Source organism: Roseibium algicola (assembly GCF_001999245.1).
Lineage (GTDB): Bacteria > Pseudomonadota > Alphaproteobacteria > Rhizobiales > Stappiaceae > Roseibium > Roseibium algicola.
This window is the reverse complement of the sequence record NZ_CP019630.1, coordinates 3,466,709-3,481,703: the sequence shown is the minus strand read 5'-3', so window position 1 is coordinate 3,481,703 and position 14,995 is coordinate 3,466,709. Positions and strand designations below refer to the sequence as shown.

The window sequence follows — 14,995 nt, the reverse complement described above, 5'->3', positions numbered from 1 at the left end:
CGTGCAGGGTGGATCGTCTAAGGGGATACCCCCGCCAATGACCAATTGCACGGCAAACCGTTTCCGGTTTTGATACGGCCAAAATCAACCGGTCACCGTGCCTTCCCCCCATTTGGCGGAGGGGACCAGATTGGTCTCAAGACGTTTTTGGCATCCCGTTCCCATCTGCTGGCGGGATGCTTCAGGGAGGATGGTCATGGATGCCAGCGTCAACCCCTTCGCCCGGGGTCTCGACAAGAACACCGCCAATTATGCACCGCTCAGTCCGCTGAGCTTCCTGGCGAGGGCGGCGGATGTGTTTCCGGACACGGTTGCGATCGTCCATGGCCGTCAGCGGACCGACTACCGGACCTTTCACCGGCGGGCGCGCCAGCTTGGATCCGCATTGACGCGGCTCGGAATCGGCAAGAACGATACGGTCAGCGTCATGCTGTCCAACGTGCCGCCGATGCTGGAAGCCCACTACGGGGTGCCCATGGCCGGTGCGGTTCTGCATTCCATGAACACACGCCTCGATGCTGCTATCATTGCCTTCCAGCTCGACCATGCCGATTGCAAGGTGCTGATCACCGATCGTGAATATGCGCCGGTCGTCAAGGAAGCCCTGTCGATTGCGACGGTGACACCTACCGTGATCGACTTTTCCGACACCGAATTTCCGCAGGAAGGCGAACGTCTCGGCAGCCTCGACTATGAGGAATTCGTGCAATCGGGCGACCCGGACTTTGCCTGGTCGCTTCCGGATGACGAATGGGATGCGATCGCGCTCAACTACACCTCCGGCACCACGGGCAATCCGAAGGGCGTGGTCTACCACCACCGCGGCGCCTATCTGCTGGCCCAGGCGAATGTGATTACCGCCTCCATGGCCAAGCACCCGGTCTACCTCTGGACCCTGCCGATGTTCCATTGCAACGGCTGGTGCTTTCCCTGGTCCCTGTCGCTTGTCGCCGGAACCCATGTCTGTCTGCGCTGGGTCCGCCCGCAAACCATGTGGGACCTGATTGCCGATGAAGGCGTCACCCACCTGTGCGGCGCGCCAATCATCATGTCGACGCTCCTCAACGCAGCGCCCGAGCACAAGCGCGATCTTGACCGCGAAGTGGAATTCTTCACAGCCGCCGCCCCGCCGCCGGAAAGCGTGCTCGCAGCCATGAAGACCGCCGGTTTTAACGTCACCCATCTCTATGGCCTTACGGAAGTCTACGGCCCGGCGGTCGTCAACGACTGGAAGGTCGAATGGAACGACCTGCCGCTTGCCGAACAGGCACAGAAAAAGGCACGCCAGGGCGTACGCTATGTCGCGCTGGAAGGTCTGACGGTGCTCGACCCGGAAACGCTGGAGCCGGTGCCCGCCGATGGCGAGACCCTTGGCGAGGTCATGTTCCGCGGCAATGTCGTGATGAAGGGCTACCTGAAAAACCCGGAAGCGACCGAGAAGGCCTTCAAGGGCGGCTGGTTCCATTCCGGAGACCTCGGCGTCCTGCACCCCGACGGCTATGTCCAGCTGAAGGACCGGTCCAAGGACATCATCATCTCCGGCGGTGAGAACATCTCTTCCATCGAAGTGGAAGAAGTGCTCTACAAGCACACCGACGTGCAGGCCGCGGCTGTGGTGGCGAAACCGGACGAGAAATGGGGCGAAACCCCTTGTGCCTTTGTCGAGCTGAAGGACGGTTCAACGGTTAGCGAGGCCGACCTGATTGCCTTCTGCAGGCAGCACCTTGCCAGCTTCAAGGCTCCGAAGACTGTTGTCTTCTGCGAATTGCCCAAGACCTCGACAGGCAAAATCCAGAAATTCGCCCTGCGTGAGCAGGCAAAGGCGCTCTAGGGGCTGAAAACAAAAACGCCGCGCAATGCGCGGCGTTCAATCTCAGAGGAACTGCCCTCTAATGGAGCGTTTCCTTTTCCCGTATTCGCGTAATCTCATCCTTGATCTTGAGCTTTTGACGCTTCATGTCAGCCAATTGCAGGGAGTCTGTACTCGGATGTAACTGAGCGTCTTCAATCTTGCGTTCCATTTCCGCGTGACGGCGCTCAAGTTCTGCGAGATGCGACTGCATTGACATGGATAACCTCCTGTCTGTTGGCTCAACATTTTCATCGTGCCACAGGAATTCCGACGTTGTCGATTGTTCTTTGCGCATAGCTTGAGCGTTTCGCCGTCAAATTATGCATTCTCGCTGCTATCCTTAGGAAACCCTGAAGAAGCGACCCCAATTAAGACACTTAAAACTCACGAAAATTACCCTTGAAAGATTTGCCAGTTCACAAGTTTTCAACATACGAAATCGTGACCTGCACCCCGGTTCGCGTGACGAAAGCAAGGGACTTTTGAAAACCGGCCACCGGCTGGCCTAAGATGATATCTTGCCCGTCATCGGCAAAATGGATTAGGACTTATCTCCTGTTTGGGGGACATAGATGGCGCAGATGGATAGTGATGCGTTGCGTTTGCAACTGGCGCAGCTTCGCCAGGAACACAGAGATCTTGATGCGGCCGTCGAGGCACTCGCCTCAACTTCGAACCAAGATGCCTTGCAGCTGCAGCGGCTGAAGAAGAAGAAACTGATGATCAAGGACCGGATCACGGCACTTGAGGATCAGCTGTTCCCGGACATCATCGCCTGAGCTTGCCTGCCACCGGGTTTCCCGCATCGGCACCATGCACCCCGAATGTGAATTTCCGACACGAAATCTGCCGATTCGCGCTTGCGATGCGCGGCGCGCTGCCTATACTCCGCGGCTCTTCTGAGCCCGCCGGAAACTGGAGCATTTTATGGCCAAAGCGGATGTCGCCATCATCATGGGAAGTCAGTCGGACTGGCCGACAATGAAACACGCCGCCGACACGCTGGACCAGCTCGGTGTCAGCTACGAGGCACGCATCGTCTCCGCCCACCGCACGCCGGACCGGATGTACGACTTCGCCAAGAGCGCAAAGGCCGAAGGCTTCAAGATCATCATCGCAGGCGCAGGCGGTGCAGCCCATCTTCCAGGCATGACTGCGGCCCTGACGCCGCTGCCCGTCTTCGGTGTTCCGGTCGAAAGCAAGGCGCTTTCCGGCGAGGACAGTCTCCTGTCCATCGTGCAGATGCCCGCCGGCATTCCGGTCGGCACGCTTGCCATCGGCAAGGCGGGTGCCACCAACGCCGCCCTGCTGGCAGCTGCTGTCCTGGCCCTGCATGATCCGGCGATCGACGCCGCCCTCACCGCCTTCCGCGCCGAGCGCACTGCCGCCGTCGCCGAAACGCCATCCAACGACTGAAATAGCCCGACGCGGGCAGGATCCATACCATGAACGCCAAAACCCGTTTGAGCCCAGGCGACACCATCGGCATCCTTGGTGGAGGCCAGCTCGGCCGGATGCTGGCGCAGTCGGCCGCCAGTCTTGGTCTGAAGACACATATCTTCTGCCCGGATCCGAACAGTCCCGCTTTTGACGTCAGCGCCACCTTCACGGTTGCGCCCTACGAGGACATCGATGCGCTCGACCGCTTCGCCTCTTCCGTCGACGCCGTCACCTATGAATTCGAAAACGTGCCGGGTCCGACCGCTGCCCATCTCGACGCCAAGGTTCCGGTGCGCCCCGGTGTACGCGCGCTGGAGGTTTCCCAGGATCGGCTTTTCGAAAAGCAGTTTCTTTCCGGTGCCGGTGTTGCCATTGCCGACTTCGCCGACATTGCCTCGCAGCAGGATCTCGATGAAGCCGTCGCGCGTTTTGGCGGTAAGGGCGTACTGAAGACCCGCCGCTTCGGCTATGACGGCAAAGGGCAGCAGATGATCCGCAAGCCCGAGGATACCGACGGCGCCTTCGAAAAACTCGGTGCGGTACCGATGGTGCTCGAAGCGCTTATCCCCTTCGAGTGTGAAGTCTCCGTGATTGTCTCACGCGACCTGGACGGCGGCATTGCCTGCTACGACGTTGCCCGGAACCACCACGAAAACCACATCCTGAAGACCTCGACCGTTCCGGCCGGCGTCTCGCAGGCAACGCTGGACGCAGCCCGTGCGATGGCCGGGAAGATTGTTGCCGGTCTGGATTATATCGGTGTCATGGGCGTTGAAATGTTCCTGGTGCGCAAGGAAGCTGGCGAAAGGCTGCTGGTCAACGAGATTGCGCCGCGCGTTCACAATTCCGGCCACTGGACGCAGGACGCCTGCCTGACGTCCCAGTTCGACCAGCACATTCGTGCTGTCGCCGGCTGGCCTCTTGGCTCTGCCGAGCGGCATTCGGATGCCGTCATGGAAAATCTCATCGGCTTCGACGCCGACAGCTGGCACGAGGTTCTCAAGGAACCCGCTGCCCGTCTGCATCTTTACGGCAAGGCCGAAACCCGCGAAGGCCGCAAGATGGGCCACGTCAACCGGATCTCGTTAAAGTCCTGAACAGGACCATCTGAAAAGGATTGAAAAAGCCCCGGACACGAGCCGGGGCTTTCTGGTTTTGACGCCGATACGTTGCCAAAACGGGGCTGGCTCAGCCGGGCACGAGACCCAGTTTCTCCCGCTGGGCAAAGCGCAGGTTCGCCAGCACCGCGACGGAGGCAAGGCCACCCGCCAGGCCGCACCAGACACCGACCCCGCCCCATTCGGCCACGAAACCCAGTCCAAGCGACAGGCTGATGCCGACGACCCAATATCCAAACAGGGCATAGAAAAGCGGTATCGTGGTATCGCCCAGGCCGCGCAGGTTATTGACGCCGATAATCTGGCCGCCATCGGCAAGCTGGAACAGTGCCGCAACCGTCAGGAACGAGACGCCATAGGCCATCACTTCCCTGGCTTCAGGGTCGCTGAGGTCGAGATATGCGCCCACCAGCTGCTCCGGGATCGTCCAGAACAGAATGGCAAATAGGCCCATGAACAGCATGGTCACGACCAACGCGGTCCAGCCGGCGCGGCCGACCCCCTTGTGGTCGTCCCGCCCGGAAGCAAGGCTGACGCGGGTCATGGCGGCCACGGACAGACCGACAGGCACCATGAAGGTGATGGATGCGATCTGCAGGGCGATGCCGTGACCGGCGAGCGGCAGCGTGCCCAGCCAGCCGATCATCACCGACGAGGCCGTGAACAGGGAGCCCTCTGCAATGATGGTCAGTGCAATCGGCGTTCCCAGCCGGACGATCTGGAAGAAGACAGGCCAGTCCGACCGCCAGATACGGCCAAGAATGTTGTAGCGCCGCAGCCTGGGGTGCAGCACGGCATATGCCAGCAGGAACAGGAATGTCGTTGTCGCACTGATGACCGAGGCAATCCCCGCCCCAACCAGTTCCAGGCGCGGGAAACCGAGTTCGCCGAAAATCAGCACATAATCCAGGAACGCATTCGCGATGGCACCGGCAATCGTCGCCCAGAGCACCACCTGCGTCCGCTCCATTACGGTCAGGAAGCCGCGCACGGCCATGATCAACAGAGCCGGCAACATGGTCCATTGCAGATAGACCATGTAGACCCCCGCGAGCATGGCCAGTTCCGGCTCCTGCCCCAACATCAGCAGGATAGGCTCAATGAAGATCAGGATGCCCCAGACCGGGATGCAGAACAGGACGGAAATCCAGAAGCCCATGCGCACGGCCCGGCGCAGGTCGCGCAGCTTTCTCTGGCCACGGGCGCGGGCGGCAAGCGGAATCACCGCCTGCAGCACACCCATGCCGAAAAACCAGACCAGCATGTAGAAATTGAAGGCCAGCACGGAGGCAGCAAGCTCCTGCGCGCCGAGACGTCCGATCATCAGAACGTCCGTGGTATTGATGGCCATCTGGGCCAACTGGGCCCCGGCAAGCGGCAACCCTAGAGAAAGGGTAGGCCGTATGTCGCTCCGCCAAAGGGACTGGCTCTTGTCCGAATCGGGAGCCCTTGACGCGTTCTGCGCCATTGTTTCCTCCAACAATGTGGGCAAGGTCACGCCTTCTTGCACGAGGCTCTTCTGACCGGGGTGAGACATCCACCTCTAGTCGTGATACTGTCCGGTGTCCACACTTGTTCTACGGGTTGGGGACACGCTCCGGCGCAGGTGCCGGAATCCGATTTTGGCGGGTTTCTTTGCGAATGCCTGTGGACACATAGGGTTTGCTCTGGTATTAAGCGCGCCAAAGTGAGCGACGCGTCAGCGGCGATAAGGTCTCTGTACACAAGTGGATGCTTGGTTGATCGGTAAACCGATGGGCATTCGCATGTGTTTTTGAAACCACCGTAAGGTTCGTTGGCGAAGCCTCGCTTCCATCATGGTTATTCTTGCTGCGGATCCTCTGCAGCGCATCGAAAACGGGAAAAAACGCGTGCAGGTTCTGGTTCGCGACAACAATGTCGATCAAGCGCTGAAGGCGCTCAAGAAAAAGATGCAGCGCGAAGGCATCTTCCGTGAAATGAAACTTCGCGGTCACTTTGAAAAACCGTCTGAAAAGAAGGCGCGTGAAAAGGCTGAAGCAATTCGCCGTGCACGCAAGCTGGCTCGCAAGCGGGCACAGCGTGAAGGCCTGCTCCCGGGCAAGTCCGCTCGCCGCTAAGTTCGGCTTGAGCGTTTTTGGCGGATTTGGCCGCCAATCTTCTCAAAACTGCCCTAAGGCCGACCGAAGTTCCGGTCGGCTTTTGGCGTTTTGCGGGGAATGCTTCCGGCTCGGTTCAAAGAGCGTGAAGCAGCCATACTCCCGCCCTATTGGAGGCAGATGAACGGCATGTCTAATCGCTTGACCCTTAGAGATCGTATGTGCCGCATGCGCAAGTTTCTGCCCCATGCAACGTTGCTTGGCCTTGCTGCCGTGCTGTCGGCCTGCACCACGGGCGTCTACGACGATGTGCCGACCAATGCTTCGGCCGGATCTTCGACCAACATCGCCTCTCTGACGGCGGTGATCGATGCCAATCCGAACGATGCAAGCGCCTACAGCACCCGCGGCATTGCCTACGGCCAGGCCGGCAAGCTGGACAAGGCGGTCGAGGACTTCAATCGGGCTCTGCAGCTCAACCCGCAGTCCTACCAGACCTATGCCAACCGCGGTCTTGTCTATCGCCGCATGGGCCAGAACGATCAGGCGGTCTCCGACTACACCCGCGCGATCAACATCAAGCCGGACTATGACGTGGCCTATGTCGGGCGCGGCAACATCTATCGCCAGCAGGGCAACTACAACGCTGCCCTTGCCGACTTCAATTCCGTCATCACCCGTGACAGCAGCGATGCCCGTGCGTTCTACAATCGTGGCCTGATCTACCAGGCGCAGAACCAGCATCAACGCGCGATCGAGGACTTCGCGACTGCCATCGGCCTGAACCCGAAGGCAAGCGCTCCCTATATCGCTCGCGGCATCTCCTACATCGCTGTAAACGACCCGAACGCCGCCTTCTCGGACCTGTCGATGGCCGTCAACCTCGACCGGGATTCCGCTATTGCGTGGGCAAACCGGGGCCTTGCCCAGGAAATGCTCAACAATCCGAAGGATGCCCGCCGGAGCTACACCCGCGCGATCACGCTGGACAACTCCAACAAGATCGCCCGCGAAGGTCTTGGCCGCGTCGGCAACGGCTAATCCGGCCCAAACGTAAGCTTTCCAAAAGACCTGAAGTCATCATGTGCGGTGACTACCCAGACCTGTTTGCGGTGTCTCGCTCGGTAACGGCTGAAGTTGGCCGAGGCACCACTCAGGCCGAATGTCTATCTAGAACGGTACTTCGGACCGGAAACAGATTCGCTCCCCATGCGCCGGATGGTGCAGTTCAAGCGTTTCGGCGTGAAGCGCAAGCCTGCTGGAGGCTGTCAGCGCCTCACCTTCCGAATAGAACCTGTCGCCGGTGATTGGATGCCCGAGCGAAAGCATGTGGACACGCAGTTGATGCGACCGTCCCGTATGGGGAAACAGCCGGACCCGCGTCGTCAGTTCTTTCCGCTCAAGTACCTTCCACCTGGTTAGCGCAGGTTTGCCAAACTCGAAGCTGACCATCTGCTTGGGCCTGTTCGGCCAGTCGCAAACGAGCGGCAGATCAATTTCTCCCTCGTCTTCTGACGGGCTCCCCCAGATATCGGCAATGTAGGTCTTGAGCGTCTTGCGCCGTTCGAACTGAAGCCCCAGATGCCGATGTGCTGCGGGGTTCCTTGCCAGAACCATGACACCGGACGTATCCATGTCGAGCCGGTGAACGATCCGCGCATCTGGGAAGCGCTCCCGCGCGCGGCTTTCGACGCAGTCGCCATGTTCGGCAGCCTTGCCTGGCACGCTCAAAAGCCCGCTCGGCTTGTCGATGACCAGAAGATCGTCATCTGCGTGCAGCACCGTCAGAAACGGCTCCAGCGGCGGGTCATAGACAAAGGATGCTGGCGCGGCTTGGCTCATCGCACTTGGGGTCCGAGAACAAAAGGAAAGGCGCGGATCTGACCGCGCCTTTCCAAAAACAGATGTGTTCGTCTGTGCTGGCCGGACCATGAAGGCCGGAGGCTTAGCTCAGACGGTCAGGATCGCCAGGATGCCGCTCAGAACGAAGACAGCTGCAGGCGGGATCCAGCCGGATGCACCCAGAGCCATGCCGACAGCGGTGGCAATGAGGGTTGCGATCAGCAGCAGCCAGCCAAAAACGGTAGCAGCGGTGCCGCCAAAGGCGAACATGATCAGGCAGACGACAATGGTCAGGACTGCGATCGTGCCGATCTTGGAGAAGTTGATGAACCCCTCGTAAGTCTGCTCGTGAGCGTCATAGTCCATTGCGGGCGCAGTTTCGTCAGACATGAAGTCCCCCAGGAAAATTCGATAGTCGGCAGCCTACATACAATAAAGCCTGCCGGTTCGGCAATGACGGGAAGTGCACAATTCGTCACACAGGTCGCGACTTTTTGACAGCTTTGGCTTTGGCATCCCTTTTCGCACTGAAAACCTTCGCACAATCAGGCAGCATGTGAGGCTCCGGCAAGCCCGGCTGAAGCCAGTACATCGTTCTGGCGCTTGCGTACGGTTGCCGCTTCAAAACCGTCGATCTGCTCGTTGAACAGCTCAAAGAAATTGAGTTCCGCCCGCAGGTGCAGGAACACCCCGCCCAACCCGATTGCCGCCCGGTCCATGAAGACGAACTCCTGCGGCACCGTCAGCGGCCCCAGTTGCTTCAGGGCGGAATGAACGCGGAAGGCTTCCTTGCGTCCGTATTCGGCGGCCGACACGCCGTCCGCGATCGATCGGACGCGGTCACTGAGCAGAGGACCGTAGATGAACCTTGCCCAGATGTTCAGAACCTCGATGACTTCCTTTTTCAGGTCCTTGAAGCCCCAGCGCTCATAGGCCGCGACGACACGATCGTCATTTTCTTCCAGAAGGCCACGATAGAGTTCGACGACGCCCTCGACAAACGCCTCGGGGAAGATGCGGATGCAGCCGTAGTCCAGCAGATTGATGCCCGCCGGAGCGCCTTCCTGCTCGAACACGGTATAGTTGCCCAGATGCGGGTCACCGTGAATGACGCCGAAATGACTGAACGGATGCCACCAGGCATGGAACATGGTTCTGGCGAGCAGATTGCGCTCGTCCTGGCTGTGTTCCTTGTAGTCGAGCAGAGGTTTTCCGGTGAGCCACCCCATTGTGAGCAGGCGTTTGGTCGACAGCTCCGGGATCACTTCGGGTACGCGGATACGGTCGAAGTCTCCCAGGATGCCCTGATAGACGGCGATATGTGCCGCCTCCCTGGCATAGTCCAGCTCCTCGCGGACCCGGGCGCTGATTTCCTTGGCGATCTCGCGTGTATCGATGGCCGGGCTCATGCGCCGGTGCAACGAAAACAGCATCTGCAGTTGCTTGAGATCCGCCTCGACTGCAGAAGCCATGTCCGGATATTGCAGCTTGCAGGCCAGAACGCGCCCATCATGGCCGGTGGCCCGGTGCACCTGTCCAAGGGAAGCCGCTGCGGCCGGCTCCTTGCCGAATTCGGCAAACCGGCCTTGCCAGTCCGCACCGAGCTCGGCCCGCATCCGGCGTTTGACGAAGGCCCAGCCCATGGGCGGTGCACTGGCCTGCAGCTTGGCAAGTTCGGTCGTATATTCCGGCGGCAATGCATCCGGGATCGTCGACAAGAGCTGCGCCACCTTCATCAAGGGGCCTTTCAGCCCGCCAAGGGCCGCGGCCAGTTCGGCCGCGTTCTTGGCATTGTCGAGTTCCATGCCGAACAACCGTGCCCCGGCCACCTTTGCGGCAATGCCACCCATGTTGGTGCCGACTTTGGCGTAGCGCCCCATGCGGGCGCTGAGGCGGTTGCTTTCACGGTCTTTGCTGTCGGCCATGCGGTGGCGGGCTCCCTTGTAACAACTGGCGTTCCGGGAACGCCCGATGCATCGAACCGTTGGATACGGTCTCCTGGCACTACATATGAACTACCGCAACAATATCCAGCTCCACCAGCCGCTATTCCGACGCAGGCGTCCAACTGCCTGGCAACGCCCGGCTATTATCCGAAATAGTCGCTCCTGCCGATGTCCGCCAGCAGACCGCATTCTGCCGGCTGCCAGCCGAGCGCAGCCCCGGTCCTGCCGCAGGACGCAGGACCATCCATTCCGGCAAAGATACCCAGGAAGCCGAAATAGGATCCTGCGTCGTCCGGAGTGAGCGAGCGCACGGGAAGGTCCAACCCCTGGCCGATTGCCTCGGCGATTGCGCGGAAGGGAATGCCTTCTTCGCCGATTGCGTGAAAAGGACCATCTGTCTCCGGTGTTTCAAGTGCCAGACGATAAGCCCTTGCCGCATCCAGACGGTGCACTGCCGGCCAGCGGTTTTCACCATCGCCAACATAGGCGGCAAACCCCTTCTCCCGGGCGATGCCGATCAGCATCGGAACAAAACCATGATCACCCGGTCCATGAACCGAGAACGGCAGGCGGACCACCCTGGCGTTGATCCCGGCCTGCACCAATTCGGCCGTCGCGGCCTCGGTAGCTCTGGGATAGGCCGGTGAGGTTGGAACCGCCGGATCGGCTTCAGTTGCCACCGGTCCGGACCGGACAACGGCAACACCCGAGGTAACCAGCAGCGGCCGGTCTGTTCCGGATAGCCCCTCGCCGAGGGCCAGAATGGCGGCACGGTCTTCCTCACAGCTTGCGGCAAAGCGCGAAAAATCATGATTGAACGCCGTGTGCACGACAGCGTCACTTGCTCTTGCTCCATCACGAAGGCTGTCGAGGTCCTCCAGCGACCCGATCTGCACTTGTGCTCCTTGAGACCGGAGGAGTGCAGCCCCCCTTTCCGATCGGCTGAGGCCAAGCACCTGATGGCCTGCCTGCAACAACTCCGAAACGACGGCGGAGCCAACAAACCCTGTTGCGCCGGTAACGAATACTCGCATGAAAACACTCCGTTGGTTGAACGGCGAGCAGTCTTGCGGCAATATTTATCCAGTTAAAGTAGTGACTTTATACAGGTATAATAACTGACAGGATAAGATGGCGGATATCCAGGAAGACAATAGACTAGGCCGGTTTCTGAAGGATCGCAGGGCAAAACTGGATCCCGCCGCATTCGGCATTCCCCTCACCCGCCGGCGAACGCCGGGCCTGAGGCGCGAAGAAGTCGCACAACGCGCGAATGTAAGCGTCACCTGGTACACATGGCTTGAACAGGGACGTGGCGGTGCGCCTTCGGCCGACGTCCTTGACCGGGTTTCAAAGGCCCTGATGCTGACGGATGTCGAACGCGAGCATCTTTATCTTATCGGGCTCGGCCGTGCCCCTGACGTTCGCTACCAACCGCAGCAAGGTGTGTCGCCCCGGCTCCAGAACATTCTGGATGCCCTGGAACAGACCCCTGCCATGATCAGGACCCACACCTGGGACGTCGTCGCCTGGAACCGCGCTTCTTCGGCCGTCCTGACCGACTACGCCAGCTTGCCCCCCGGCGAACGCAACATTTTGCGGCTGATCTTCAGCGACCCGAGGGTCCGCAATATTCAGGCGGATTGGGAAAGCGTCGCCCGTTTCGTCGTCGGTGCTTTTCGGGCCGATGTGGTACGCGCCGGCGCCGCATATGAAACCACAACCCTGGTAGAGGAATTGTGCCAGCTGAGCCAGGATTTCGAACGCCTGTGGAAGGACCATGACGTCCTCGCCACAGACGACCTTACCAAGCGGTTGAAACACCCTGTGGCCGGCTGGATGAGCCTTGAATGTTCGACCTTTGCCGTCGACGGCCGTGCGGACCTTGCGATGATGGTCTACCACCCGGCGAGCGCTGAAGACCGGGAAAAGGTCAGGGCACTGATTGACGCTCAGCACACAGCACGATCTTCCGCTAGCCGAGACTGATTTTTTCCAGCGCCCGGGCCAGATCGTCCCGTGTTGCCACAAGGCCCTTGTAGGCAAGCTGATCCGGATCAAGCGCAAGAAGCTGCTTGCGAAGCCCTTCCGCCAGCCCTGCACGCCCTTCCTGCGCTTCCAGTGCCGCCAACGGATCGTGATGGATCTTGATGGTGAACAGGATATCGCCGGACCCGGGTAGACGCCGCAAGGTTTGCCGCTCGACCCGGAGGAAAAGCTGGGCCAGTGCACCGTCGTCAATCTTGACGCGGATCTGTTTCGGCAAGGGATGGTGAAGATCGCCGTCGGGATAGATCGACCAGTTGAAGCGCTCCAGAAACTGTCCGGCTTTCAGATTGTCGAATATCCGGGCCACCATCATTCCCATGCGGCTTCCGTTGAAGCCGGGAACATTGTCATGAATGCCCGTCATGGACTGGCCGAACTTCTCCGCCAGAGACCAGGACGAGGGAAAACAGAGCGCGGCAGCCGTGAGCCTGTAGCCGTCCTGCCCGGGCCGCATCAAGACAAGATCTTCCTGCACAAGACTTGCAGCCGTTACGAGTGCGGGAGCCCCGGCAAGCGGGATACGCGCGCCGTTGGCGACAATCTCGACTTCGGCATCCCCGACCCGGTGGGTATCTGCATGAAACCGCGAGAGGTTCTCCGTGAGGAGGTCCAGGACCTCGTGCTGCGCGGCATCTGTGTCCGGCTCTGCACGGAAAACCGTTTCCAGATGATCGGAAAACAGCCGTTTCTTCTCACCCAGATGTTTCGCCAGAAAGGGATCGGGTTCCAGCCAGACCTCCTCACCGATCGGCTTCAGACCGACGGTGAAAGGCTGGCTGGTGCCGTCATAGGGCGTGTGGTGGAAGGGTGGCAACGCTGGCCGTGTCATCGGAAACCGCGTCAAGCCTCTTCCAGAGCTTCGAGTTCGTCGATGATCCGCTCGATCACCGACAGGCCCTTTTTCCAGAAATCCGGATCGACCGCGCTCAGTCCGAACGGAGCCAGAAGTTCGGAATGGTGTTTGGTACCACCAGCCTTCAGCAGATCGAAATACTTCTCCTGGAATCCGGTCTCCGCTTCCTCGTAAACCGCATAAAGCGAGTTCACCAGGCAATCGCCAAAGGCATACGCATAGACATAGAACGGCGAATGGATGAAGTGCGGAATATAGGTCCAGAAGGTTTCATAGCCTTCGCTCAACTTGATCGCCGGACCAAGGCTTTCGCCCTGCACGGACAGCCACAATTCACCGATCTTGTCCGACGTCAGCTCGCCATTGCGCCGTTCCGTGTGAACCTTGCGCTCAAAGGTGTAGAAGGCGATCTGGCGCACCACCGTGTTGATCATGTCCTCCGCCTTGGAGGCCAGCATCACTTTGCGGGTCTGCGGGTTGTCCGCCTTGGCAAGCAGGGATTTGAACGTCAGCATCTCGCCGAAGACACTGGCCGTTTCCGCCAGGGTCAGCGGTGTCGGCGCCATCAGCGGTCCGTTGGGTGCCGCCAGCACCTGGTGAACGCCGTGGCCCAGTTCATGGGCAAGGGTCATCACGTCGCGGATCTTGCCCTGGTAGTTGACCAGCACATAGGGGTGTGCGCTTGGCACTGTCGGATGCGCAAACGCACCGGGCGCCTTGCCGGAGCGGGCCGGCGCATCGATCCAGCGCCGGTCGAAGAACCGGCCTGCGATTTCCGCCATGTCGGGTGAAAAGGCACTGTAGGCGGACAGCACCGTGTCCTTCGCTTCATCCCAGGGGATCACTCGCGTGTCGGCATTTGGCAGAGGTGCGTTGCGGTCCCAGGTGTTGAGCTGGTCCATACCCAGCCACTTTGCCTTCAGCTTGTAGTAGCGATGCGACAGGCGCGGATAGGCGTCGCGCACGGCTGCCACCAGCGCATCGACAACTTCCCGCTCGACCCGGTTGGAAAGATGGCGGCTGTCGGCAATGTCCGTGAAATTCCGCCAGCGATCGGAGATTTCCTTGTCCTTGGCCAGCGTGTTGGTGATCAGCGTGAAGGTGCGCAGGTTTTCCTTGAAGGTCTGCGTCAGAGCTTCCGACGCCTTGCGGCGGGTATCGGGCGAAGGATCCACCAGCATGTTGAGCGTCGGTTCAATCGACAGTTCCTGACCGTCGACATCGAAGGTCAGCGAGGCCATCGTCTCGTCGAAGAGCCTGTTCCAGGCACCCGCGCCCGTGACGGACTTTTCGTGGAACAATTGCTCCACCCGGTCTTCCAGCTGATAGGGCTTGCCTTTGCGCAGATCCTCGATCCACGGCAGGTAATGTGCAAACTGGCTGTCCTGAAGCGCAGTTTCCATCACGCCGTCATCGATCTTGTTCATCTCCAGCGTGAAGAACAGAAGATGCGAACTTGCCGTCGTGATCTGCTCCTGCACGTCGCCGTAGAATTTCTGCGACGCAGGTTTGATCGTGTTTTCCGAATAGACCAGGCCGGCGAAGGAAATCAGCCTGCCCATCAGGTCTTCAAGTTCCTCATAGGCGCGAATTGCCGTGACCAGCGCGGGAACATTGGTCTGGGCCATGTCGGCCAGTCGCCCCTTGTAGGACGTCTCGAAGGTTTTCGACCGCTCCAGGATCTCCTTCAGGTCGGCAGCAACCTCCGGCGCGTCGACCGCGGGATAGAGATCCGTGAGGTCCCATTCGGGAAGCGCTCCGAGATCTCCTGAAGCGGCGGCCTGGGGGGCATGGACGGGATGTGGGATGGGCAAGTT

15 protein-coding genes are annotated in these 14,995 nt (G+C 60.0%); 7 read left to right on the top strand and 8 right to left on the bottom strand.

The genetic code is table 11. The annotated features are described in order from the left end of the window. The first annotated feature begins 190 nt into the window (after window positions 1-190). Window positions 191-1,831, top strand: coding sequence for an acyl-CoA synthetase (locus B0E33_RS16165; RefSeq protein WP_439126659.1), 1,641 nt, complete (start codon window positions 191-193; stop codon window positions 1,829-1,831). A 58-nt stretch (window positions 1,832-1,889) separates the two neighbouring features. On the opposite strand, the gene B0E33_RS16160 is transcribed toward B0E33_RS16165, so the two are convergent. Then, window positions 1,890-2,069 carry a YdcH family protein gene (locus B0E33_RS16160; RefSeq protein ID WP_031270536.1) on the bottom strand — a complete coding sequence of 60 codons (180 nt, stop codon included), beginning with the start codon at window positions 2,067-2,069 and terminating at the stop codon, window positions 1,890-1,892. A gap of 355 nt (window positions 2,070-2,424) precedes the next feature. Between B0E33_RS16160 and B0E33_RS16155 the strand changes: the two genes are divergently transcribed. The 3 genes from B0E33_RS16155 (at window position 2,425) to B0E33_RS16145 (ending at window position 4,389) form a co-directional block, all read left to right on the top strand. Continuing rightward, entirely contained in the window at window positions 2,425-2,631 is a 207-nt protein-coding gene (locus B0E33_RS16155; RefSeq protein ID WP_023003497.1) for a YdcH family protein, read from the top strand. A gap of 148 nt (window positions 2,632-2,779) precedes the next feature. Beyond that, window positions 2,780-3,268 (top strand): 5-(carboxyamino)imidazole ribonucleotide mutase, encoded by a 489-nt coding sequence (gene purE, locus B0E33_RS16150; RefSeq protein ID WP_055661187.1) that lies wholly within the window; start codon window positions 2,780-2,782, stop codon window positions 3,266-3,268. Between the two features lie 29 nt (window positions 3,269-3,297). Then, window positions 3,298-4,389 (top strand): 5-(carboxyamino)imidazole ribonucleotide synthase, encoded by a 1,092-nt coding sequence (locus tag B0E33_RS16145; protein WP_077291752.1) that lies wholly within the window; start codon window positions 3,298-3,300, stop codon window positions 4,387-4,389. A 91-nt stretch (window positions 4,390-4,480) separates the two neighbouring features. On the opposite strand, the gene B0E33_RS16140 is transcribed toward B0E33_RS16145, so the two are convergent. After that, window positions 4,481-5,878, bottom strand: a complete 1,398-nt coding sequence (locus tag B0E33_RS16140) for an MATE family efflux transporter (protein WP_167579548.1) — start codon at window positions 5,876-5,878, stop codon at window positions 4,481-4,483. 403 nt (window positions 5,879-6,281) lie between these two features. Here B0E33_RS16140 and rpsU point away from each other — a divergent pair, with 403 nt between their 5' ends. Both rpsU and B0E33_RS16130 read left to right on the top strand, forming a co-directional pair. Continuing rightward, window positions 6,282-6,509, top strand: a complete 228-nt coding sequence (gene rpsU, locus B0E33_RS16135; protein ID WP_008188883.1) for a 30S ribosomal protein S21 — start codon at window positions 6,282-6,284, stop codon at window positions 6,507-6,509. Window positions 6,510-6,677: 168 nt separating this feature from the next. Then, complete coding sequence (locus B0E33_RS16130; RefSeq protein ID WP_208984760.1) at window positions 6,678-7,529, top strand: tetratricopeptide repeat protein; 852 nt, start codon at window positions 6,678-6,680, stop codon at window positions 7,527-7,529. Window positions 7,530-7,658: 129 nt separating this feature from the next. On the opposite strand, the gene B0E33_RS16125 is transcribed toward B0E33_RS16130, so the two are convergent. The 4 genes from B0E33_RS16125 to B0E33_RS16110 form a co-directional block, all read right to left on the bottom strand. Further along, the gene (locus tag B0E33_RS16125) at window positions 7,659-8,330 is read right to left on the bottom strand and encodes an RluA family pseudouridine synthase (protein WP_077291750.1); all 672 of its coding nucleotides are present in this window, start codon (window positions 8,328-8,330) and stop codon (window positions 7,659-7,661) included. A 108-nt stretch (window positions 8,331-8,438) separates the two neighbouring features. Continuing rightward, window positions 8,439-8,720 (bottom strand): aa3-type cytochrome c oxidase subunit IV, encoded by a 282-nt coding sequence (locus B0E33_RS16120; RefSeq protein ID WP_023003505.1) that lies wholly within the window; start codon window positions 8,718-8,720, stop codon window positions 8,439-8,441. Window positions 8,721-8,875: 155 nt separating this feature from the next. Further along, on the bottom strand, window positions 8,876-10,255 hold the full coding sequence (locus B0E33_RS16115) for an ABC1 kinase family protein (RefSeq protein ID WP_077291749.1): 1,380 nt from the start codon (window positions 10,253-10,255) through the stop codon (window positions 8,876-8,878). A 164-nt stretch (window positions 10,256-10,419) separates the two neighbouring features. Next, window positions 10,420-11,310, bottom strand: coding sequence for an SDR family oxidoreductase (locus B0E33_RS16110; protein WP_077291748.1), 891 nt, complete (start codon window positions 11,308-11,310; stop codon window positions 10,420-10,422). 97 nt (window positions 11,311-11,407) lie between these two features. Between B0E33_RS16110 and B0E33_RS16105 the strand changes: the two genes are divergently transcribed. Beyond that, entirely contained in the window at window positions 11,408-12,265 is an 858-nt protein-coding gene (locus tag B0E33_RS16105) for a helix-turn-helix transcriptional regulator (protein WP_077291747.1), read from the top strand. On the opposite strand, the gene B0E33_RS16100 is transcribed toward B0E33_RS16105, so the two are convergent. Continuing rightward, window positions 12,252-13,154: a heme-dependent oxidative N-demethylase family protein gene (locus B0E33_RS16100; RefSeq protein WP_077293381.1), complete on the bottom strand. Its 903-nt coding sequence runs from the start codon at window positions 13,152-13,154 to the stop codon at window positions 12,252-12,254. The genes B0E33_RS16105 and B0E33_RS16100 overlap by 14 nt on opposite strands. Before the next feature lie 11 nt (window positions 13,155-13,165). Next, window positions 13,166-14,992 (bottom strand): M3 family oligoendopeptidase, encoded by a 1,827-nt coding sequence (locus tag B0E33_RS16095; RefSeq protein ID WP_075282875.1) that lies wholly within the window; start codon window positions 14,990-14,992, stop codon window positions 13,166-13,168. Window positions 14,993-14,995 lie beyond the last annotated feature (3 nt).

What these genes read in the sequence shown, in the direction of transcription:
- B0E33_RS16165 (WP_439126659.1), top strand. Translation starts at nt 191, where the DNA reads ATGGTCATGGATGCCAGCGTCAACCCCTTCGCCCGGGGTCTCGACAAG.
- B0E33_RS16160 (WP_031270536.1), bottom strand. Translation starts at nt 2,069, where the DNA reads ATGTCAATGCAGTCGCATCTCGCAGAACTTGAGCGCCGTCACGCGGAA.
- B0E33_RS16155 (WP_023003497.1), top strand. Translation starts at nt 2,425, where the DNA reads ATGGCGCAGATGGATAGTGATGCGTTGCGTTTGCAACTGGCGCAGCTT.
- purE (WP_055661187.1), top strand. Translation starts at nt 2,780, where the DNA reads ATGGCCAAAGCGGATGTCGCCATCATCATGGGAAGTCAGTCGGACTGG.
- B0E33_RS16145 (WP_077291752.1), top strand. Translation starts at nt 3,298, where the DNA reads ATGAACGCCAAAACCCGTTTGAGCCCAGGCGACACCATCGGCATCCTT.
- B0E33_RS16140 (WP_167579548.1), bottom strand. Translation starts at nt 5,878, where the DNA reads ATGGCGCAGAACGCGTCAAGGGCTCCCGATTCGGACAAGAGCCAGTCC.
- B0E33_RS16130 (WP_208984760.1), top strand. Translation starts at nt 6,678, where the DNA reads ATGTCTAATCGCTTGACCCTTAGAGATCGTATGTGCCGCATGCGCAAG.
- B0E33_RS16125 (WP_077291750.1), bottom strand. Translation starts at nt 8,330, where the DNA reads ATGAGCCAAGCCGCGCCAGCATCCTTTGTCTATGACCCGCCGCTGGAG.
- B0E33_RS16120 (WP_023003505.1), bottom strand. Translation starts at nt 8,720, where the DNA reads ATGTCTGACGAAACTGCGCCCGCAATGGACTATGACGCTCACGAGCAG.
- B0E33_RS16115 (WP_077291749.1), bottom strand. Translation starts at nt 10,255, where the DNA reads ATGGCCGACAGCAAAGACCGTGAAAGCAACCGCCTCAGCGCCCGCATG.
- B0E33_RS16110 (WP_077291748.1), bottom strand. Translation starts at nt 11,310, where the DNA reads ATGCGAGTATTCGTTACCGGCGCAACAGGGTTTGTTGGCTCCGCCGTC.
- B0E33_RS16105 (WP_077291747.1), top strand. Translation starts at nt 11,408, where the DNA reads ATGGCGGATATCCAGGAAGACAATAGACTAGGCCGGTTTCTGAAGGAT.
- B0E33_RS16100 (WP_077293381.1), bottom strand. Translation starts at nt 13,154, where the DNA reads ATGACACGGCCAGCGTTGCCACCCTTCCACCACACGCCCTATGACGGC.